At 46.3% G+C, this 22956-nt stretch carries 19 protein-coding genes; all 19 read right to left on the bottom strand.

Features of this window, described 5'->3' with window-relative positions; all coding sequences use genetic code 11:
• Window positions 1-113: 113 nt before the first annotated feature.
• Window positions 114-761, bottom strand: a complete 648-nt coding sequence (locus tag A7K50_RS09340) for a class E sortase (RefSeq protein ID WP_020492361.1) — start codon at window positions 759-761, stop codon at window positions 114-116.
• Between the two features lie 83 nt (window positions 762-844).
• Window positions 845-1603 (bottom strand): LPXTG cell wall anchor domain-containing protein, encoded by a 759-nt coding sequence (locus A7K50_RS09335; protein ID WP_020492362.1) that lies wholly within the window; start codon window positions 1601-1603, stop codon window positions 845-847.
• 252 nt (window positions 1604-1855) lie between these two features.
• Window positions 1856-4237: a SpaA isopeptide-forming pilin-related protein gene (locus A7K50_RS09330; RefSeq protein ID WP_119775769.1), complete on the bottom strand. Its 2382-nt coding sequence runs from the start codon at window positions 4235-4237 to the stop codon at window positions 1856-1858.
• Between the two features lie 63 nt (window positions 4238-4300).
• A complete protein-coding gene (locus A7K50_RS09325) occupies window positions 4301-4546 on the bottom strand; it encodes a hypothetical protein (protein ID WP_020492365.1) in 246 nt (81 codons plus the stop codon).
• A 26-nt stretch (window positions 4547-4572) separates the two neighbouring features.
• Window positions 4573-4812, bottom strand: coding sequence for a hypothetical protein (locus A7K50_RS09320; protein ID WP_119775767.1), 240 nt, complete (start codon window positions 4810-4812; stop codon window positions 4573-4575).
• Window positions 4813-5048: 236 nt separating this feature from the next.
• Window positions 5049-5660, bottom strand: a complete 612-nt coding sequence (locus A7K50_RS09315) for a sugar transferase (RefSeq protein WP_119775765.1) — start codon at window positions 5658-5660, stop codon at window positions 5049-5051.
• 123 nt (window positions 5661-5783) lie between these two features.
• Entirely contained in the window at window positions 5784-6953 is a 1170-nt protein-coding gene (locus A7K50_RS09310) for a DegT/DnrJ/EryC1/StrS family aminotransferase (protein ID WP_119775763.1), read from the bottom strand.
• A gap of 203 nt (window positions 6954-7156) precedes the next feature.
• Window positions 7157-8377, bottom strand: coding sequence for a glycosyltransferase family 4 protein (locus A7K50_RS09305; protein ID WP_119775761.1), 1221 nt, complete (start codon window positions 8375-8377; stop codon window positions 7157-7159).
• Between the two features lie 717 nt (window positions 8378-9094).
• A complete protein-coding gene (locus A7K50_RS09300; RefSeq protein WP_119775759.1) occupies window positions 9095-10429 on the bottom strand; it encodes an O-antigen ligase family protein in 1335 nt (444 codons plus the stop codon).
• Window positions 10430-10448: 19 nt separating this feature from the next.
• Window positions 10449-11864 (bottom strand): flippase, encoded by a 1416-nt coding sequence (locus A7K50_RS09295; RefSeq protein WP_119775757.1) that lies wholly within the window; start codon window positions 11862-11864, stop codon window positions 10449-10451.
• Between the two features lie 97 nt (window positions 11865-11961).
• Window positions 11962-13101, bottom strand: a complete 1140-nt coding sequence (locus A7K50_RS09290) for a glycosyltransferase family 4 protein (RefSeq protein ID WP_119775755.1) — start codon at window positions 13099-13101, stop codon at window positions 11962-11964.
• Window positions 13098-14294, bottom strand: a complete 1197-nt coding sequence (locus A7K50_RS09285) for a glycosyltransferase family 4 protein (protein ID WP_119775753.1) — start codon at window positions 14292-14294, stop codon at window positions 13098-13100. The genes A7K50_RS09290 and A7K50_RS09285 overlap by 4 nt, the downstream gene beginning before the upstream one ends.
• Window positions 14295-14306: 12 nt before the next feature.
• Complete coding sequence (locus tag A7K50_RS09280) at window positions 14307-15683, bottom strand: O-antigen ligase family protein (RefSeq protein ID WP_119775751.1); 1377 nt, start codon at window positions 15681-15683, stop codon at window positions 14307-14309.
• Between the two features lie 174 nt (window positions 15684-15857).
• Window positions 15858-16976, bottom strand: a complete 1119-nt coding sequence (locus tag A7K50_RS09275; protein WP_119775749.1) for a DegT/DnrJ/EryC1/StrS family aminotransferase — start codon at window positions 16974-16976, stop codon at window positions 15858-15860.
• Between the two features lie 231 nt (window positions 16977-17207).
• Window positions 17208-18068 carry an N-acetyltransferase gene (locus A7K50_RS09270; protein ID WP_119775747.1) on the bottom strand — a complete coding sequence of 287 codons (861 nt, stop codon included), beginning with the start codon at window positions 18066-18068 and terminating at the stop codon, window positions 17208-17210.
• Between the two features lie 185 nt (window positions 18069-18253).
• Entirely contained in the window at window positions 18254-18496 is a 243-nt protein-coding gene (locus A7K50_RS09265) for a hypothetical protein (protein ID WP_020492376.1), read from the bottom strand.
• A gap of 73 nt (window positions 18497-18569) precedes the next feature.
• Entirely contained in the window at window positions 18570-19613 is a 1044-nt protein-coding gene (locus tag A7K50_RS09260) for a Gfo/Idh/MocA family oxidoreductase (RefSeq protein WP_119775745.1), read from the bottom strand.
• A gap of 66 nt (window positions 19614-19679) precedes the next feature.
• The gene (locus tag A7K50_RS09255) at window positions 19680-21035 is read right to left on the bottom strand and encodes a nucleotide sugar dehydrogenase (protein ID WP_020492378.1); all 1356 of its coding nucleotides are present in this window, start codon (window positions 21033-21035) and stop codon (window positions 19680-19682) included.
• Between the two features lie 84 nt (window positions 21036-21119).
• Window positions 21120-22949 (bottom strand): nucleoside-diphosphate sugar epimerase/dehydratase, encoded by a 1830-nt coding sequence (locus tag A7K50_RS09250; protein WP_020492379.1) that lies wholly within the window; start codon window positions 22947-22949, stop codon window positions 21120-21122.
• Between the last annotated feature and the right edge of the window lie 7 nt (window positions 22950-22956).

The following is a 22956-nucleotide window of genomic DNA, read 5'->3' as shown; positions in this document are numbered from 1 at the left end:
ATATGTAAATTTATTATAAATTAAGTCCCTCTTTAATACAATATAGGATAAGAAAATATTGATTAAAATTGTGATTATTTTAGAACAAAAATAAAAAGAGGCTTTACCTCTTTTTATTTTTCTTGTATTTCTTTCAAAACAGCCCTGCAGGCCAGCCGCTCTGTCTTCGTGTAACAAGTGGTCAGGGTGAGGACCGGCTCTTCGGTGGGAGCGATAACGCTCCAATCATTGGTCATAATCGGATAAACCTTTTCAACAAAATAAATGTACTTTTTCCCTTTGTAAGTGAGATAGATCTGATTCCCGGGATTCAGTTTATATAAATTTCTAAACCATGATCCGTACATATCTTTATGGGCAGCAATCGCCGTATTGCCTTCCCCAGGGTATGCCGACTCTTCGTACCAACCTGGTCCGTACGAAAGCATGTATTTGGATGTTCCAACCACGACGATGGAAGAAAGGTGAATATTCGGTATTTCAATACGCATCATCGCGTTGATCTTCTTTGGTTGAACAGTTTGAGGCTTTGTCTCGGCTGCTGTGGCAGCGTCCTCAATAACCGGGGATTCCGTACTTAATTGGTCTGCACTTGTCGGTTCTATCGCCGAAATCTGTGAATTAAGTTCTTTTTCCAGGATAGACTGCTGATAGTAAGCTTTCAGGTTCGTATACAAGGGATAAAGCGCAATGAGTATCCCTACAATAATCAGAATCAAAGATACTCTTTTTATTATTATTTTGCCGTTCCTACTTTTCATGGTCTTTCACCTGCCTGACCCAATCTCTACTTACTCAACAATTTTTAAAAACAAACGGTAGTCTTTTTTATCCAATTATAAACTTATTTTTGAACTCTGCGAAGTATTAATCCTGAACCGGCTATCAAAAGACCGCTTATTAAATAGGCTGTCGTGTTGCCGCCTGTTTTGGGAAGATCTTTGGTTGGTAATATTTTTTCGGGCTGTGCAGCTACAGCAATTTTTTCTTTCTGTTCTTCAGAAGGGCTAAATACTTCTTCATCCATCACAGTAATCGCTTCATTACCATCAATAATCTGGGTTTGATATTGATTGTCGCTCGAAGTTTCATCCTCAACAGGATTCTGGGTCTCGTCGATGCCTACGCTGCCCTGAACCTCGTTGCTACTTCCGCTACCTTGATTCTCGTCGCTGCTTCCTGCATTATTTTGTTCACTTTGAAGCGTGATCCAGATGTTCAGTGACCCTTCTGCTTCCGTGCTATTTCTCCAGGTAGAGAAGGTCATTGTATGGTCATTTTTAACTACATCGATCTGTTTGATCTGATTCACAAGTTTTTCTTTATTATCTGCTTCTTTCCAAAAGCCTGGTTCCTGTTCCATCATCGGAATGACTGTCTCGTTACTTAGGGTGACACTTACTGCTGAAATACCTGTGATTTCCCCTTCAAAATGCACATTGATTTTGGTATTGGGAATGTTCTTTTCTTTTTCCTCATTATCGTCATTCTTGGCATACGCCACATTGAAAGAAAAAACAAGGTAAAAAATCATGCATACGGCGCCGATTTGAATCATTCTCTTTTTAAAGTTTCTACTGATGCTATTTATCATTTTTTTCATTTTCTTTCCTCCGTTTGATTTCCTTCTATCATATAGTCACAACTCAATTTACAATTTTATTATCATCACTATACACAATGCCTGTTACAACTTAGTCACAAGTAAATCACAACGATGAAATGATGTTACTATAAAGTAATCTTCATTGATCCTAGAAAGGTAGAAAAATATAAAACCGGGATATCTAAAGATATCCCGGTCAGATTGAAAGCTATTCTTTTAATACTTATTTTGAATACTTATTCGTCTCGCTTATTTTTGGAACCTACGAAGCAGGGCTCCTACGGCTGCAAGTATAGATCCACTCAGGAGGTAGGCTGCTGTATTTCCGCCGGTCTTCGGAAGTTCTTCCTTAATCTTAATGGACTCATTCTTTTCAGGCGGGCTAGCAGGCGGGTTTTCTGCGTTTGTCGCAGTTACCGTTACTGTTGTTCCAGTTGCAGTTGCATCGATGACATAATAGCCCTGAGTATCCGGTGTCTGTACGGTATTATTGATACTCATGTTTTGGAAGGTAAAACCTGTAGGAACAGCAGATTCTTTCAGATAGTAGGTACCAGGATCAAGATTGGAAATTGTCTCGCTTAGCGGGCCTACGATAGAAACTGAGTTAATTGCTGTATAAGTTTCTCCGGCTTTTGTGTATAGTGTGAAAGTTGCCGTCGGATTTATTGCGGTTACATCAGTTGTATAAGCTTTGTTGATCTGGATATTGACTTTTCCCGGCGGTGGGGGCGGTGGAGGTGGATTGTAGCTGTTCAGCGCGGTGAAATTAACGACTACAGGTATTTGTCCATCCCCCTGTTCTGTATAAGTTCTCTTTGTTACCTTGATTACATAATAGTTGTCGACTTTCTCTAAAACCGTATCACCTTGTTTGACGCTAAATGAGTAATTGGAAGGAATCTCTTCAGCGAGGTAGTACGTTCCAACCGGCAACACAAATGGTTCTGTTGTTTCACCACTGCCTAGATAGAATGGATTTACAACATCTTCATAGCCGGTAGCGGTTTTTTCTTTCAGGTTGAACTTAACATCCTTGTCATATACCGTGCCGCTATACACTTTGGTAATTGAGATTTCACCAATTTCTTCGGTATTTGTTGCATGAATGACTACAGATGGTATAGCTGCTGTTGTTCCTTGATCTTTCTCCACCTTAATCGGGTAGTATCCATCTACTGGATCTACGGGATCATAAATGCCATCCCCATTAACATCGATTTCCAGTGAGGTCAGTTCATATCCATTTTTGTTTGTGGATATTTCTTGTAGATAGTACATGCCAACAGGCACAGTGACTTTTTCAAAGCTACCATCTCCGGTGACGGTGATTGTCTTAACCGTATGATATCCTAAGCTATCATGGGTACAAAGCTTGAACGTCGCGGATGGTGGATCCGAAACAACATTAGTTCTAAAAGTACCTTCTCCGCGCCAGTATTTATAAATTTGAATCGTGCCTGTATCCTCGGTCTTTGTATTCAGGGCAGAGACTTCTACTGCTGCTCTTGTATTGACATCAATCTCGTAAAGACCATCGCTATTCGCCGTTTTTGGACCAACACCATTGATCGTGACAGAGAGATCATATCCAATAGGACCTATTTCTTTCAGATAATATTTGCCAATAACCAAGTTATTGATTACCGAAGGAGTTGTAGATGCGTTTGTGATCGTAACCTTTGCTAGATTTCCATTGATATCTTTAGCGGCAGAAGCAAGTTTACCGTCTGATTCAGTAAACAGTTGGAAGGTTGCTTCCTCGTTTGCATCTGTAGGCTTGCCTTCGTATGATTTCATAATCTGAACAGACCCAAGTTTCGCATTCAGCGCATCCAACACCACAGCTGTACTTGAATCAACAGCTATCGGACCGTAAAAACCATTTGCATCCGGGATCAGTGTCGTGCTGCCGACTTTTAATAATAGTGTGTATCCTGAAGGACTTGTGATTTCCTTCAAATAGTAATTGCCCAATGTCAGATTACTCATTGTTGCGCTGTTTTTTCCGTTGATTGTTGCAGTGACATCATCATTTTGAGCGTCTTTTACAGCATTCTTCTGCTCATCAAACAATTGAAAAATTGCTACTGGAGTTTCATCAACAAGTACAGGGGCATAGTCTTTGCTGATGGTAATAGAACCTTTTTCTTCTACAACAGTCCCTTCACCAAAAACAAGATGGCTAATACCGTGTAAAGCGGATTCCCCAATAGTACTCTTTTCACTATCATTAGAAAAGCAGCCTGCAGTGGTGACAATAACACAATCTCCCACTTGCATACTGGGACTAAAAGTCCAATAGCGGAAAGAGTGGGCCGCCTTAACAGCAACTTGTGAAATTGCTCCTTTTGTAACTTTAATATGAGCCTCAGTACCCTCGATAATAACCTCAACTTCTGAATCGGCTCCAACATCTATCGTACCACTTGCTGTAAGCATTGCCGGACCTGTAATATTGCCTTTCGTAGCACCAGCTGGGTCTGGAGTAACAGTTTTAGCAGCATCGGGGTAAGTACAGGTATGACCTGCCGGTAACGTTATTCCGAATGCCGTGCTAAATGATAAAATCAATGTAAAGATTAAGCATAATACGAGCACTTTTGAAAAACGTGTTTTCTTTATTAACATTTCTTTCCTCCTATTCTTATTTGATATTAAAAAGTAATAAGTACAAAATAGTTTCCCCTAAGTTTACGATACCTCCTCCTTCTTATTCCAGGAACCGAGCTTAGTCCGATCTGTTTGGATATTTACTTTATCTGCTGCTTCATTGATTAACATCATCATTTCGAGTTCACTCCGGAATTGTTTGGTCTTCTTTTCTTCCAGCCACTGTATCGTCCCCTGCCAACTGGCATTCTGTCTGTACTGAATTCGAATCAAAAATGAAGCTTCCGTGTTGCTGGATTCAGTTTGTTTTTCTTTCTCCTCAGACATAGTGCCACCACCTTTTTAGAAATTAATCAAGACCATTTGCGTAATATGCTGCCGGACTGAGGTATTCCAACTTCTTCAACTTTATTGTGCATTAGCCTAACCATATCGCCGTAGCTTTTGAAGGTTTGGAAATCACCTGATCCGACATGTTCGACTCTCCCTTGGAGGTCATAGTCCTCCATTGCGGATACCCGTAGAATGAATGATGCTTCCTGAGTGCCGATAAGTGGTTTTTTTTGCCTGGAACCGGTATGTTCTTTGTTCATTATGCCTTTCCCCAGTCCGGTAAGTATTTCTTCTAAGTTTAAGATACACGATTGCTGTCACAATTCAGTTACATGTCGATTACAGCCTCATCACATCAAAAAGAATTTTCTAATAAAGCACATTGTAAGATAGAAAAGCAGTGGGAGAAAGAAAAATTCCTTTCTCCCACTGCTTTTCTATTTTCATATTTTAACGCAGTCAGTCTTTTGTAAACCAAACCCCTTACCTAACATACCTAATATGCATTTGTCCCCTTTAAAACGAGAAAGATTGTCTTCCAGAGTATCTTTAAATCTAAACCTAAACGCCAGTTTTGGACGTATTCCACGTCATATTTCAGGGTTTCCGTGAGTGTCAGCTCACTGCGGCCATTGACCTGGGCTAGACCGGTCACGCCCGGCGGCATGTCCAGACGATGACGCTGTTCGTGCGTATACTGGTCCACAATTTCCGGGACTTCCGGCCTCGGACCGACAATGCTCATCGTACCGTTGATGATATTCAAAAGCTGGGGCAGTTCATCCAGGCTGCTTTTCCTTAAGAATCTGCCGCTCTTCGTAATCCTCGGATCATCCTTGTCCTGAAAGAAGAAATTGTCCGGATCAAACTTGCCTTCTTTTTTCAGCTGCTCGATTTTTTCCTTCATCACAGCATCGGCATTCGGAACCATGGTCCGAAATTTATAGATTGTGAAGAGCGCTCCATTCCGTCCGACTCTTTCCTGCCTGAAAACCGCGGGGCCTTTGGAATCGGCTTTGATCCAAAGAACAATCATCAGCCACAATGGGGATAAAATAATGAGCAGCGGGATGGAAATCAATAGGTCTAAAACCCTTTTCGCTAACAAATTACCACTCCTTGGGATTTTACTCCTTCACATCTTACAAATATTCTTACTATCTTTCGTAGATGATTTTGAACAATTTCCTAAATTCTATAAGAAACAGAGGAAAAAGTCTGTTCTTCCTTCTTATGACCTGATCTTTTCAATAACACGCTGTACGGCTTCAATGACATCCTGAACATCGGTATCACTCATTCTAGGATAAAGCGGCAGGGAAATAATTCTCTCGTAGAGCGCTTCCGTCTTTGGAAAATCTCCGGGTTTGTAGCCAAAGGTATCCCGGTAGTACGGATGATACGGAAGTGGAATATAGTGAACGCTTGTGCCGATATTTTCTTCCTTAAGCAATTCAATAAACGCAGCCCGGTCCACCGTAAGTTTATCGAGATTCAGCCTGATCATATACAAATGGCGGGCATGACGGGCATACGTAAAATCAGTCGGAACTTCAATCTCGGGAAGCTTGCTGAAAGCAGCGTTATAACGCTGCCAGATGACTTCTCTTCTGGCCTGCATCGATTCCAGTTTGGCTAGTTGGGTCATCCCCATCGCAGCCTGAATATCCGTCATATTGTATTTATATCCCGGGTATTCAATCTCATAATACCAGGAGCCTTTTTCAGAAAATCTGTTCCAGGCATTCCGGCTCATGCCGTGGAGACTCAAAACCCTCATCTTGTTGGCAAGCGCATCATCGTTGGTCGTTACCATACCGCCCTCTCCGGTTGCCAGGTTCTTCGTCGCATAGAACGAAAAGGCCGCCGCATCGCCGATCGTGCCGACCATTCTGTCTTTATACTTCGTATACGTGCCATGGGCCGCATCTTCCAATACAAAAAGGTTGTATTTTTTCGCAATCACCATTATCTGATCCATCTCGCACGGCAGTCCGGTCAAATGAACCGGAATAATTGCCTTGGTCTTGGCAGTAATCTTCTCTTCGATCTTGGCCGGATCAATATTCATGGTTCGCGGGTCAATATCCACCAGAACAGGAGTTGCCCCGCAGTGAATGATCACATTCGCTGAGGCTGCAAACGTCATGGCCGTGGTGATCACCTCATCGCCTGCTCCGACTCCGGCAGCCAGCAGGGCGATGTGCAGGCCTGCGGTGCAGGAATTTAGCGCAATGGCGTGTTTAACACCGATATATTCAGCAAAACGCTTTTCAAACTCTCCGGTCTTTGGACCCTTGGAAATCCAATTTGATTTCAGGCTGTCGACAACAGCTTCAATATCATCATCTTCAATCAGCGGCAGCGCATAGGGAAGGAACTGTTCGCGTCGTGGACTCATAAATTTACGCCTCTTTCTTCGTTTCAGTGTCTGCTATCATGTTATTATGTTGTTCTATAGTTTTTCATTTGATTTTTGTCTTTTTAATTTATCCATTAATTGTTTTTATACTTCGCTTATTCTTTAATATTTTTAATTCCTTGTTCATTGGCTAATTTTTCATTGACTACTTTATTTTACTACGCTTTGGCCAAAAAACAACGTTAGGCTTTCTTCAAATAAAGCTGCTCAAGCCAGTTTCTGACGATACTGTCCCAGGAATAGTGCCTGATGACATATTCCCGGCCCTTTTCGGAGAGTACCTTGCAGGTTTCCGGATCTGCCTTTAGGCGCAAGACCGTCTCGGCAAGGATTTTGGGGTTTTCGGGTTCGAGCACCACTCCGCCGCCGCTTTCTTTGACAATCTCGGCGCCTTCGCCCTCTCCGACATAGATCAGCGGCTGACCGCTGGCCATCGCCGGAAATACTTTGGAAGGCCTTACCCCTTCCGAGAGCTTATAGCGTCTGAGGGTCGAAAGACTGATACTGCTTAACGAATAATAACGTTGAATCTCTTCGAGCGGCTGGAAATCGATGAAGCGGACATTGGGCAGATCCTTTTCCCGGGCAATCTGTTCGAGCCGGGGTCTTTCGGACCCGTCGCCGACAAACAGAAAAAATATTTCCGGCTCGGCGCGCAGCAGATCGGCAGCCTCAAGCGCTGTCTCAATCCCATGGGCATACCCCATCGTCCCAGCATACAGGATCACGTATTTTCCCTGCAGACCAAGCTGCTGTTCCAGCACCGGGTCTTTGGGCCTCGGTTTAAAAAGTTCGGTATCAACGCCGTTAGGCAGGAATAAGATATCTTCAGCTTTGACCCCTTTCTTTTTCAACCCTTCCACAATCCCCTGGGTCTGCGCCGAAAGTTTAAATGCCTTGCGGTAAAAACAACGTTCCAGCCACTCGCACATGCCGATAAGCTGCTTATTCGTGACAAGTCCGAGCTGCACTGCGGATTCCGGCCACAGATCGGAGACATTGAAGATATAGGGTGCCCTTTTGAAGAAAGAAGCAATGACGGCTGTAAAACCGATAAAAAGCGGTGGAGATTCCACAATGATCAAGTCTTGGGGACCGCTGCGGCAGATCCCTAAAAAAGCGGAAAACACAAAAGAAAAATAGTTCAGCAAACGCAGCCAGAATCTGCCCCGCTTCACCGGATAGATGCAGGTTCTGAGAACAACGATCCCTTCCATATCCTCACGAGTAAACACTTTCCCCCGGTATTCATCTGGGATGATCCCTGCGGGATGATTCGGAAAGGCTGTCACGACCGTAACGGTATTCCCCTGATTCCGCAGGCCTTTGGCCAGCTCCCAGAGCCTTACCTGAGCTGCCCCCTTCTCCGGCGGAAAATACTGCGTCAAAAGCAAAATACGCATATTTATCTTTACTCCTAGGTTAAACTTACTTTACTAAACCTATTTTGGCTGCCTCTTCTAGTACAACGTTCCTGAAATAAATACTCAAATATATGATTGCGTTAAACTCCCAAGCTGGTCTGTGCGCCACAATTCCGCTTTCGGCTGTTGCGCCATCCGTGGCTTGTCGCTCCTTGCCCTCCATAGCACCGCGACATTAGTCCATCCATGGACGTTAACAGCCGCGCTCCGCCTCCATGCTCCGCTTAACGCTGGAACTGTGGCACACAGACCTAATTTAGGGTAATCAAGCTTGTATGAATGATTTGAGCAGGGAATTTGAGAACGTTGTGCTAGTAATAAAAAGATGTACTAAGCGCGTCCAGCTGGTCTGCTGATGCGGAACGCGGCGACGGCCACGGATAGCTTAATGCCGTGATACCATGAACGCAAGCCATGGAAGGTCTAATACATGCAGACTTACATAAACGACCTTATAATCAGTCTGTGGGCCACAGAACAATGATAATGAACTTATGATCAGTCTGCGTGCCACAGTTCCGCGAAAAGCGGAGCAAGGAGTGCGGAGCGCGGCATTTGCGCCATGGATGGCGCAATTCGCCGAAAAGCGGAATTGTGGCACGCAGACAGGCCCTAAAAATGCAATCAATCTGTGGCCCACAGACAAGCCCTAGAATTAGATTAGTCCGCTACCCCACAGAGAAAAGCTCTAACAAATTAGTCAAGCTCCAGCCGGTACTTCCGCGAAAGCTTCAACACAACAAGCATCGCACAGCTGAGCCAGAATATCGGATCCTCAAAGAAGCGTCCCTCAGCTTGAGAGCTGATAAATACGGTTGCAGCCCACAGCACATAGCCCGTGCCGGCAAAGTATTCATTTTGCTCCTTAAACATACCGAGGTAATCATGTCCGAGGCTGAACAATTTGGCCAGCCTGTACAGGATCGTTGCCCAGATCGCCGTAAGTACGGCCAACCCCACGGCCCCTAGTTCCGAAGCGATCGTCAGAATGGTGGTATGAGAGCGTGTCGCTCCGCCGGGGATATTCATGAAATCAAAATAACTCTGTTTAAACACTGTCTCGAAAGTGCCAAGGCCGGTGCCAATCAGCGGATGGTCCTTGAATATTGCAATTGAAGCCTTCCAGAGGTATAAACGTTGCTCGCTTGAATATGCGAAACCCTTCGTCATCGTCAGCATCCTCTCCCAGATTTCCGGACGCAGGAAGATCACAATCGCCCCGCAAAGGGCACCTAAACCGAGAACCCAGAGAACAGCTTTTTTGTTCGGCAAAAAGATCAGCGTGGCAATCAGAATTGCCAAAAGCGTCAGGAATCCACCGCGCGAACCCGTCAGTACTAATTCTGCCAGTAGGACAGCGAGACACGCCATATAAATCAGTTTATGGCTTCTTTCCCGGGTATAAATCTGCAGAACAAAATTCGACGCAACCCCCAGAATGATGTAACGTGCAAAAATATTGGGGTCGACAAAGGTAGCATTGACCCGCAGCGTCTGCTCAACCAGCAATTTGTCTCCTTGCCAGATCAGGTTCCCCGTAATTCCTTCATAGAAACTGACCAGCGCAAGCAGGAGTGCCATGATATGTACGGCTTTAAAAGGCAGCAGGGCACGTTCTTTATCCATCAAAAGTGCGGTAGAGATAAACACAGCAAATAAAATCAGCAGCCGGATGGTCTCAGTAACAGTGTTGCCAAAGTTGGCCGAGTATACAACACTTATCCCACCGAGAATGATAAAAGCCAATAAAACAAGTGTCAGTGGATCTTTTAGAACCGCCCCAAGCTTTTTGCGCATCTCCTCCGAAAAAAGCACGCGGGAAAATGCCGCCAGAATCATAACAATACTGGTAAGCCTGGTCAGGGAGACTTCTCCCAAAATTTTTTCCAGGAAGCCAAGGTTCGGATACCAGCTAATTGATATTTCCAGCGCGACTGCCGCTGCCAGCAACGGCACGAGCCATAGCGGCTTTTTGACAGCCAGGTAACCAAGAAGTATGATGGTCAACACGAATACCGGCCACTGAAGCATGTTCCATTCCTCCCAGTTTTTATTTTCGAAGACCCTTCTGAATGACAAATTCACCGATCTTCCGGAAATCCCTGTCCAATATCACGAGCGCCAGGCAATAAATGATTCCAGCCATTACAGCAGATATCAGCGGATGAAAGCTGTTTGTCAACCAGGCGGTCCCTGCCATCAGCAAGGAAGCAAGCATGATTGACGGCAGCTGGCGCCAGATCCGAATCTTATAAACCCCTTTTCGGACCAACAGGTAGTATCCGCAAAAGATAAAGATCTCGACAATGATCAGCGCATACGCTGTGCCGCTGATCCCGAACAGCGGATTCAGGACCATAATCAGAATAAACATCAGGACAAGCGCAGAGCCCTGCACAATGGTTCGCTGCCACTGGTGGTTGGTGGTCGTTAGGACATCGCCCAGGGAAAAACTCATGCATTCCAGTGCAAAGAACCAGGACACGATCATCAGGATCGGAATCGATTCATCAAATTTTCCGGCATACAGCCATGTTGTCAGCGGTCCTGCTAAAACAAAAATCAGGATACTGCCTGGGATCCCAATCCCGGAAAGCAGCTTAAAGACCTTTTCAGTCGTATGACGATGACCGTCCTTATCCGTTTCCCCGAGCTGATACAACACAGGATAAAGTGCGCTGGTCATCAGGCTCGGCAGGAAAATCAGCATCAGGACAAGCTTGTACGCCGCGGAATAAATCCCTACCTCGACATTGCTGGCCGTCAGTGATAAAACCAGAATGCTAAGCTGAAAAAAAATGTTATAAAATATCCGGTGAATCCCGAACGGTAATCCGTTCCTGACCATCAGTATCAGGCTGCTCCGTTCAACGCGCGGCCTGATTTCCCTTCTGAGGGCAAAAAATAGGAGCATACTAATCAGTATATACGTAAACAAATGGGTAAACGTAATTGCGACGACTCCCATCCCGGCAAAGATCACCGCAATGGTCAGTCCTCCAATCAGAAATGTGGTCAAAAACTGAAAGGCTGCAGCCAGATAGAGCTTTTGAACGGCTTGATAATAGTTATAGACCGACTGGTTCAGCGCATTGAAAGATACAGCCACGCCCAAAACGACGACCATTTCTTTGGTCGACGTATTGTATCCAGCCGGGAACATAAAGATGACCATTAATAGAAAACATATAATGGAGATTACGGCCTTGACAAACAGCGTGTTACCAAAATACCGCGGCAGTTCGGTCAGGTTCCTCGAACAATCCTGCACCATGAGCTGACTGATTCCAAGCTCCGCAAATAGGATAAACGTTCCGGCGAACGCGTACGCTGTGGAGTAATCTCCAAATGGTCCCGGGCCAAGATAGCGGGTAACAAATATACCCACCACGGCGGCGATGGCCTTGGCAAGAACTCCGGATATTCCCAGGGCCGCAGCATTTTTGACGATCAGGCGGGTATCCAAACTCTATCACTTCTTCTTTAGCTTTTCTTCATTCGGCATTACGGTCTCTCTTGGACGCTTCGATCTATTTCCATCTTTTCTGTATGTTCCTTAAGTCTTAGTTCTCCAATCTGCTGTAAATCTTCAGCAGACTTTCCTCCATTTTGCCCCAGTTGTACTCTTCTCTGACAGCCTTGATGCCGTTATCGCCCATTTCTTTGCAGAGCCGCGGATCGGCCAGCAGAATGCCGAGGCCCTTGGCAATATCCTCAGGTCTGGTCGGATCAACAATGATCCCACTGTTGTAGCTGGTTAAAAAATGCTGGATCGGAGGAAGATTGCTGCCGACAACAGGGATGCCGCAGCTCATGTATTCAAACTGTTTAATCGGTATGTTCTTAAAATATTTGGGCAGCGGCAGCAGCGTAACAACGCCAACCCTAGACTTCCGGATATACTCCTGGACCTCGATATGGGGTATCCTTCCTGTGAAAAGGATATTTTTGCTCAGATCATTTTCTTCGATGTATTGGGTGACGAGTTCTTTGCCTTCAGCGTCGTTAAAAGGACCGACAAAAACCATCCGGATGTCCGGATACTTCTCCTTCAGCAGCTTGATAGCCTGGACGGTCATATATACGCCGCGCTCCAGCGTAATATCCCCCTGGTAAATGGCATCGTATTCCTTTTCCGGGAGCTCCGTTTCTTTTGGCGAAGTGTCAGCTTCCGGTATAAATTCCGTAAAATTATAGATCACATCAACTCTGGGATTCCTGCCTGCAAACCGGTCTTTGACCGCACCGTCAGCCGTGATGATCTGATCAAATCTTTTAGCATAATACAGTTCACTTTTATCGACCAAAAAAGTAGCCAAGGGCCTCAACATCCGCGGGATCTTCCTGGACATGCGCATCATGTCCGGATAATGCTCGTGGACATCGTAAATCAGCTTGCACGCAGGCAGCGCTTTTTTAATCTTTAACACTTTGTAGATCAGTTCAAAGTCGTGAAAATGGCAGATATCCGGTTGACATTCGATCGCTTTGGCAACGACGGTATCCCCGAGCTTAAAACGGCCGTAAAGAGACCCCGCTCTTGGCACGCCAATGATCCGGATCCCCTGTTCCATATATTCAGTTCTCTCATCAGGAACAATCAGGGTAATGTCATCATATTTTTTCTTAAGAGACAAAGCCTGCTTGTAAAATATTCGGTTATCGAGGGCCGGATGACCCGTTGTGAGAATACATATTTTCAAACTTTCCTGCCTCCTGTTAAAGTTTGATAGACCCCGGCTGTTCGGGCCGCATTATTCGACCAGGTAAACCGGTCAAGCACCGTTTGCCTGCCTGCTTCACCGAGCCTTCGGCAGTAAACAGCGTCTCTGAGCAGTGAATCAAGTGTTCCGGTGAGATCTTCGACATTCCGAGGAGCGACAAGCAGACCGTTTTGGCCATGGATCAACGCATCTTCGATCCCTTCGCCGCGGACACCGATAACCGGTAACCCCTGGGCCATCGCTTCAATATAGACGACGCCAAAGCCTTCCTGCCAGCTTGGCAGACTGAAAATATCGGCCTCTGCCATCTCTTTCATCACTTCAGGATGGGTAAGCTTTCCGAGAAAAATAACCTTATCTTTAAGGTTCAGACTTTCCGTCAAATCCTCCAGAGCTTGTCTTTCTTCACCGTCACCTGCAATAAAATATTTGAGTGAAGGATATTTTCCGGTCAGAGATGAAACTGCCCGGAGATTCAGATCGATGCCCTTGGTTTTCTTCAAATTTGAAACACTCAGGATCCTTATTTCTTTTCGGGTATTATCGGAAATATCTGGCGGCGGTACACAGTCATTCAGGTCGATGCCGTTATTGATAACCTCTGTCTTCGAAAAAAAAGCCTGGTCCCTAATGATGTTCTTCAGTTTGGAGCTAACTGTAATGATCCTGTCTGTACCTTCCAGCACCTCAAACAGTCTCCGACGGCATTTTTCATTTTTCGACATTGTCGACTGGAAATCCTGCCCGTGGATGGTAACCACAAGCGGCACATCATCGTCTTTCTTTAATAAGAATGCCGCATGGCCGTCAGGAAGGGCCACATGGGCGTGAATCAGCTCAAATGGAAAGTCCCGGCGGATCTGGGCGATCTGCCTGCGGATTCCCCTGTACATGAAATAGCCCGACTGCTCCAGGAAATAGGAGCGCGGAAACTCGAGATAACGCGGATAGTATACTTCAACTCCGTCCACCACATCGTGATCGGGTATGGACGCGTAGGCCCGCCACTTCGGCTGGAGTGCCGGCAGGGGCCAAGGTGCATAAGGCACAGGCGATACGACTTTAATCTCACAGCCTTGATCCTGCAGCGCTTTAACCTGCTTATGAATGAAAATGCCGTAAGCCGGATTCTGAGATGAAGGATACATATGAGAGATCACCAATATCTTCACCGTTAAACCACCTTACTCGAGGGAACTGAGGGGCCTTAAGGACGTATCGTTTATCCCCCTTTGCTCCGCAAACGAATTATAAGCCAGACCCATACAAATTGCAAAAAAAGTCATCAGCTGCAGATTGTAGAATATCCCCGCCATGATGTTAAACACAAAGATGGACGGCAGGACTGCGGCATACGCTGCCATAAACTGCATCGGCTGGCTGAATGCGAGCTCTCGTCCAGTGACAGTAATCTTAGATCGAAGGTTTCTGATGCCAAGAATAAACGGAAGCAAAAAGAAGCTCAGATAAATCGCCAGCCCGAATAAACCGTACCTTCTGGCATACAGCGCATACTCATTATCTACAAGTGTTGTCATTACGTATTTCTGCGTACCCCAGCCAAAGACGGGAGAATCCCAAATGCTGCCAATTGCCTTTCCCCAGCGGTCGAGGTGACCCTGGAACGATGTGCTGTTGGAAAAATCCAACCCTTCTTGCAGCCTGTAGAAGAAATCACCTGAAGCTGTCAGGAAAAGAACGACCGTCAACATAAACAGCGCCGCTATTTTAACCAGTACTTTTTTATTATGCCGGTGATAACTAAACGCCCAGATGCTTAAAATAAGGAAAAGCAACCCAATACCGACCAGAGCTGTCCGCGATATCGTCAGAAATTCCAGTTTGATCACAAAGCCGATCAAAATAAACAGCAGGACCGGAAATTCTCCGTGATCTTCACCGAAATAATAGCGAACGGTCAGATAAGCCAGCGTCATTACTGTAAATATCCCGAAGAAATTCGGGTTGTCAAAGGTGCCCTGCACCCTGGCCGGATTGCCGACCAAAAGCAGCTGCCAATGCTGCTGGTCAAAATAGGGCGACAGCCAGGTATTCATATTCAGCACGTTGAAATGCTGTCCCCAGCCAAAAATAATCAGAAAAGCCAGGCCTCCGAGGAAAGCCTTACCCAGGAAATCAAACTCCTCTGTTCGCAGATCAATGGATAAGGCCAGCGTTACGGCCAGATAATATTTACAGAATGTCACCAGTTCCATGACATCCCGGAGACCGTAATAACCTGCTCCTTTGACGATCACGCCATAGATGTTGGAAATGGCGTAGGAGAATACGAGTAAAACAAAAATGAGCAGAATCCATTTATGTTCTTGTTTGCGTTTTAACAATTGCTCTTTTTCTTCAGGGCTGAAGCGGAATCCTTTCGCTGCAAACAGCAGGATGTTCAGGCCAAAGACACCGAAGAGCAGCAGCTCGTCCAATCGAATATTTGGAAGAGAAGGATGAATAGGAAAAGAAGGCAGGATCATTGCTGAGAGCATGGCCATTGCTAAGATAAAAAGCCTGGTATCATTCCTTCTCGTAATGCCGTTATTCCAAAACATTGTGCCTCCTGTTTAAATTGTACTCTTTTTGGGGCTGGTCTGTAAGCCACAATACCGCTTTTCGGCTGTTGTGCCATCCATGGCACAAAAAGCCGCGCTACGCAATCCTGCTTCGCTTACAGCGGAACTGTGGCTCCCAGACTGATTTCAAGAATATTAAGTCTGCATGCCAGTTTAGCTCTGTATTAAACAGTCGTTGATAACATGTATAATTTCTTCCTGCTGTTGTGGGGTCAGTTCGGGATAACACGGGATCGCCAGTGCATGTTCGCTGGCTTTTTCCGCCTCAGGGAAGTCGCCGATTTTATAGCCCAAATAGGCAAAAGCTTTCTGCAGATGAAGCGGAAGCGGATAATAGACCGCTGAAGCAATGCCTGCTTCCTTCAATTTCTCCATGATTTTTTCTCTCTGCTGGACTCTCATGACATACAGATGGAACACCTGATAGGCTTCCGGGTCTCTGCCGGGAAGGATTAGTTTCTGCTGATCGGCCAGCGGCTTAAGCAGGCTGTCGTAGAGTTCGGCTTTTTGCCTGCGGGCTTTGTTCCATTCATCCAGATACTGAAACTTGACGCGGAGAATAGCAGCCTGGATCTCGTCCAGTCTGCTGTTATAGCCAATCTCTTCATGGAAATATTTTGTCTTGGAGCCATGGAAACGGAACAGTCTGACCTTTTCCGCAATTTCATCACAGTTGGTCACCACCATGCCGCCATCGCCATAGCCGCCGAGATTCTTGGTTGGAAAAAAGCTGAATGTTCCGGCCGTTCCGTAGGCTCCGGCTCTTTTGCCCTTGTATTCGGCCCCGATCGCCTGTGCGGCATCCTCTATAACCTTAAGCTCATACTTTTGGGCCAGGTCCATGACCTTATCCATATTGACCATCTGGCCAAAAATATGAACAGGAATCATCGCCTTTGTCCTGGAGGTAATTTTGCTTTCCAATTGGTCAATATCCATATTCAGCGTGACCGGATCAATATCTACGAATACAGGTGTTGCCCCGAGACTCGCAACTGCCTCTGCTGAAGCAAAAAAAGTAAACGGTGTCGTGATGACTTCATCACCCTGTGCAATGCCGCAGGCTTTGAGAGCCAGTACAAGTGCATCCGTACCATTAGCAACAGCAACTGCGTGCTTTGTCCCGCAGTACGCTGCTGTTTTTTCCTCCATTGCTTTTACATTCGGTCCGAGAATGAAATGACAGGAGTCCAGAACCCCGAGTACCGCCTGATCAATCTCTTCTTTTATCGATAAGTACTGCGCCTTTAAATCCAAAAGTGGAATGGACATATGCATCCTCCCTTTCTGACGACCACGGATGGCCTAATGTCGAACAAATATCCTATGAATACAAATTGCCTTGTTTAGAGTTCATCATACCGTGTGGATAGAATTGGCGCTTCGCTTATTCCATGGATGGCATGGAGCAACTGCTGACAATATATTTAGGGTACACCCTGCACGAGTTAATTTCAAGAATTAATATATTGTTTATCCTGGTAGGTCTCGGTAATACATTAGCTAGATCAGCTCATCTTCCGGGACATCCCGGACGGCTTTGGCGGGAAATCCTTTGTAGACCTTTCCGGCGGCTGTATCCTTTGTAACGAGTGAACCGGCAGCAACAAACGTCTCTTCTGCCACCTCAATGCCCGGAAGCAGGATCGCTCCTCCTCCGATCCGCGCTGCCCTGCGGATTACGGCTCCCTTGATATGTTTAAAACGTTTTTCGGTCCGCCCCATATAATTGTCATTCGTCGTTGTTACCATCGGCGCAATGAAGACATTTTCTTCAATCTCCATATATGCGGTAATGTAGGAGCCTGTCTGGATCTTCGTAAAAGATCCGATCCTGGTATTATTCTCGACAGCACTGCCGCTGCCGACAACAACTTTATCACCAAGCGTGCAACGCTCCCGGATCAAGGCCCTGTCTCCGATGAAGACCCCGTCGCCGAGCTCTGTACCGGAGTAGATCACGGATGCGCAGCCAATGGTACACTTTTTACCAACTGTAAGCGGCGGCAGATCTTCCGTGTTTTTGACCGTACTGGTTGCTGCTGCGCGAGGCGGACGCCCTACGGCGGAATTGCTGCCGATAAACGTACCTTCCCCAATCACTGTCCCCGGATATACCGCGGTATGATCCCCTGCGGTGACCCCGGCTTCCAAAACTGCCTGATTTCCCAAGGTGACATGGCATCCAAGTTTGACATCTTTACCGACCTTCACTCCATCCGCCAGTACACACCCCGGCTCCAGTATTGCCCCGTCTTCAATCATGACATTCTCCCCTATTACGCAAAAAGGGGCGATGCTCACCTGTTTCCCAATCATAGCGCTAGCCGCGATAACCGCTCCGGAATGAATTTCAGCTGCCAAATCAAACCCTTCTTTCTATACAATTTAATTTATTGATATTCTAAGAACAAGAATACTTGGCTTGCACCAAGCCTTAGTTGCCTTTAGATGTATTGAAAGTGCTTATACTTTCTGAAACAAATAAACGAGGATGTTTTGCCATAAACATCCTCACATGTAGTGACTTTCACCTTGATAAATAACATTTACATAGGGAAAGTTTCATTCCGTTCCCAGGATTCTACGATCCGGACTGCCTGATAATAGTCAAAGCCTTTGCCTAGCAGGTAAGCAATAAGAGCTGCTTCCATAACACCATGTCTAACATTTACAGTCCCCGCTTCTCTCATTCCATGCCTGACAGCAAGCTCTACCTGCATCATTGTCTGGTGATAGTTCGGCATCATCGGATATGTTCCCGGTCCCATCTCATCATAAGGAGGTCTCATTTTTCCTGTCTCCTTTCCGGTTTTAGTGTACTATACAAATATGTACCAACCGAAAAGGAAGTGCATGGCTTTTCTAATCTTCAATTAACGGAAGTTTAACCGGCACCCCGGTTTCCTGGCATTTATAGATGGATAAAATAATTTCCAATGCTTTTCGTCCTTCTTCACCGGGTACAGCGGGAGTCCCACCGGTTTGAACGGCCTGGATCATATCCTCAATGATCTCCCGGTGGCCAAATCCGTACACATTGGGCGGATCGGTCTCCTGGGCAGCAAAGATCTGCTCCTTTTCAGCTTCACTTTCAGGGAATTCCCATACCTCGACGCGGTTCACTGCAATCCCGCCGATCACAGCTGAGCCTGTTTCCCCAAAAACGTTCAGCGTTTCCTCGATATTCTTTGGATAAATCGTGGAAGCGGCCTCGATCAGCCCGATTGCGCCGTTCTTAAACTTCAGTACCGCTCCGGCGACATCTTCCATCTCAATATTTCTTAACGCGGTATGGGTATAGCCGAAAACGGATTCGACCGGCCCGAACATCCACTGCAGCAGGTCAATGTTATGAATGGACTGATTCATCAGGACGCCGCCGTCCTGCAGTTTGGTCCCTCTCCAAGGTGCCTGCAGATAATAGTCCATGCCCCGGTTCCAGCGGACTGTCGCCTGACCGTGTGTCAGTTTCCCAAAACGTCCTGCTTCCAAAGCGTTTTTGAGTAGTTTAATTGATTGATTAAAGCGGTTCTGGTGAATGACCGCCAGTTTGACGCCGTTCTCCCTGCATATCCGGATCAGCAGATCTGCTTCGCGGAGCGTCATGGACATAGGCTTCTCGACCATCACGTGCTTACCGGCCCTGGCCGCTGCAATCCCGATTTCCGCATGGCTTCCGCTCGGGGTTGCGATCGTGACAATATCGATATCTTCTCTCTTCAAAAGGTCGCGATAATCCAGATACGCCTGCGCCTTGTACTTGCTGGCAAAATCTTCAGCCCTTTCCGGCACAATGTCGCAGACAGCAGCCAGCTCTGCGCCGGGAATAGCCATAATCGATTCCGTATGTTTCGAGGCAATTCTTCCGCACCCGATTACGCCAAATACTATTTTGTCTCCTGTCAAATTTCCACACGCTCCAATCATAAAGGAAGGATAAAAGAAGCGTCTCTTTTGTCCCCGCTACCTTACTTAGATTTTGAATATTTTTTCACGCATCTGCCGGACGTCTTTGGTTGCATTGCGTGTATCGACAACTAACGGTGCATATTGGACGATTTGATCATAGTCTATCGTGCTGTGGTCGGTGATAATCAGGACACAGTCGGCCTCCTGCAATACATTCGGGGTCAGCGCGATGCTTTCCAGATGCATGGTGCTGCCGCCATGCGGCTCGATCACCGGTACGTAAGGGTCATGGTAGCTTAAGATGGCCCCCTCCTTGCGCAGAAGTTCCATGATGATCAGGGCCGGTGATTCGCGGACATCCTCAATATCCTTTTTATAAGCGACACCTACGATCAGGAGTTTGGCATCCTTAACGCTTTTATTCATGGAGTTTAAAGCCCGGTATACTTTATTGACGACATAAGAAGAGACTTCAACATTGATCTCGCCGGCCAGTTCAATAAAGCGGGTATGGAAGTCATACTCTCTGGCCTTCCAGGTAAGGTAGAACGGATCAATCGGAATGCAGTGTCCGCCAACACCTGGTCCCGGATAAAACGTATGGATACCAAAAGGTTTCGTCGAAGCAGCTTCGACGATCTCCCAAACATCAAGCCCCATCCGATCGCATAACAGCATCATTTCATTCACAAGTGCGATATTGACTGCGCGGTAGGTATTTTCAAATACTTTGGTAAGTTCCGCTGCCGCCGGTGAACTGACCGGTACGACATTTACAATGGTCTGTGCATATAAGGTATAAGCAATCTCCAGGCAGTAAGGCGTTACGCCGCCTACAACTTTGGAGGTGTTCTTCGTTGAAAAACGCTTGTTACCGGGGTCAACCCTTTCCGGCGAAAAGGCTAAGAAAAAGTCTTTCCCGACTTTAAGCCCCGACTGTTCCAGAATCGGCAGGATCACTTCTTGTGTGGTTCCAGGATATGTCGTACTCTCAAGTGTGACAAGCTGTCCCTGACGAATGGTTTTTCCGACTTCCTCAGCGGAAGCCTTCATATAAGAAATATCCGGATCCCTCGTAATGGTTAGCGGTGTTGGCACACAAATGATCACCACATCACAGTCGGCAAGTTTGGAAAAGTCAGTGGTTGCCTGAAGGATCTTTTTCTCGACAAGTTCTTTAAGCTCCTCGTCCTTGACATCTCCGATATAGTTTTCTCCGGCTGATACCATGGCAACTTTCTCTGCATTAATATCAAATCCGAGAACCGGGAAACCAACCTTGCCTTTCTCAACTGCCAGCGGCAGGCCAACATAACCAAGACCGATCACGCCGATCCGGGCGGTATGGTTTTCAATTTTCTTTTTGAGTTCCAGGGCAACAGGATGATTCTGCGTAATGACATTTTTAACTTCCAACATAGAAGTTCCTCCTTATATCTGTGGTGCAAGCGTTTATCTGTGATGCAAGCGTTCATGATGGTCAAGACTGCGCTGCCTAAGTTTTTATGGTCTCCCAAAGTCAGGAAGAAGTGTCCTGATGGAAGTGTTGATTTCCTCCCTGTCCATATAGCTGCCACGCTCGCGTATTTTCTGCACCAGTCCTTCGATCGCCTCATGATCGATATGATTGGGTCTCGCTACAAAAATGCGTTTATGTTTGGTTGCTGTCGTACCTTCTTCCGAAGTCAGAATTTCTTCAAAAAGTTTCTCTCCGGGTCTCACGCCGGTAAACTCAATCTGAATATCTTTGCCCGGTTCAAAACCTGATAAACGGATAAGGTCCTTGGCCAGATCAACGATCTTCACAGGCTTGCCCATATCAAGAATAAAGATTTCTCCGCCTGAGGCCATCGCGCCGGCTTGAATAACCAGCTGGCTTGCTTCGGGGATGGTCATGAAGTAACGGGTCATCCTCGGATCCGTCACCGTTACCGGTCCCCCCGCCATGATCTGCTTTTTAAATGTCGGAATGACGCTTCCGCGGCTTCCGAGGACATTGCCAAAGCGTACGGCGACAAACTTCGTTTCGGATCTCTTGTCATAGTCCTGGATCACCATCTCGGCCATCCTTTTAGATGCGCCCATGATGCTGGTCGGATTAACCGCCTTATCCGTGGAGATCAGCACAAACGTCCTGACTCCGTTTTTGTCGGCCGCTGCAGCCAGGTTGCTCGTGCCCATCACATTATTTTTCAATGCTTCCTCAGGATTTACCTCCATCAGCGGCACATGCTTGTGCGCAGCTGCATGAAAAACCACGGAAGGCTTGTATTTTTCAAAAACAAGGTTCACCTTGCCGGCGTCCTTAATATCAAAAATCTCCGTCACGATTGGGAAATTCTTCAATTCCTGCTCAATATCAAAAATACAGTTTTCCCCATGCCCGGCCAGAATAAGCTTAGAGGGGAAAAACTTGACAATCTGTCTGCAAAGTTCCGATCCGATGGAACCTCCGGCACCGGTCACCAGGACAACCTGGTTTTTCAGGTAGCCTGCCACCTCTTCCAGATCCACCGATACCTGTTCACGTCCCAGCAGGTCTTCGACCTGTACTTCCCTTAAAGAACTGACCGTAATCTTGCCGCTCAGAATGTCGTATACGCCGGGCATAATCTTTAAGGCCGCCCGGGTTTCCTTACATATTTCCACGATCTCCCTGACAGCCTCTCCATCGGCAGAAGGGATCGCAATGATGATCTCGTCAACAGCATAGTCCTCTGCAATCCGTGGGATGTCGTCACGGGAACCCAACACCGGAAATCCTTGCACATGAAGATTAATCTTGCTTTTGCTGTCGTCAATAAAACCGACGGGTACACCTTCCTGAAAATCTCTTTTCTTGAGCTCACGCAAAGCAAGAACACCCGCGTCACCGGCTCCGATGATGAGCACTTTTCGCTGTGATTTGTTGGACACGGCAAAAATAGCATTCTCCTGGCGCATCCTCTGACTGAACCGCAGTCCGCCGATCAAAACAATCAGCATCAGCCAGAAGTAAACGCTGACCGAATGCGGAAGTCTGAGCGGAGAAATAAAATAGACCACCATGACTGTAAGCGCCGCACCGACGGTTACAGCGTAGACGATAGAAAGAAGCTCTCTGACACTGGCATATCGCCAAATATTTTTATACAACCCAAAGAAGTGAAACACCACGATCAGCACGAAGGTTGACACAATCGCGGCATTCAAATAAGTACCCAAATATTTAACAAACTCCACCTGCAGATCAGCCTCTTCGGAAAGGCGCAGGTAGAAGCTTAAAAAAAGGGCAAGATTAATCAATATAGCATCGGTAAGCATGAAAAATAGGGTGCGTTTGGGATGTGCCACGTTATCG

It is taken from the genome of Dehalobacter sp. MCB1 (genome assembly GCF_003590275.1).
Lineage (GTDB): Bacteria > Bacillota > Desulfitobacteriia > Desulfitobacteriales > Syntrophobotulaceae > Dehalobacter.
This window is presented reverse-complemented; position numbering and strand designations above follow the sequence as displayed.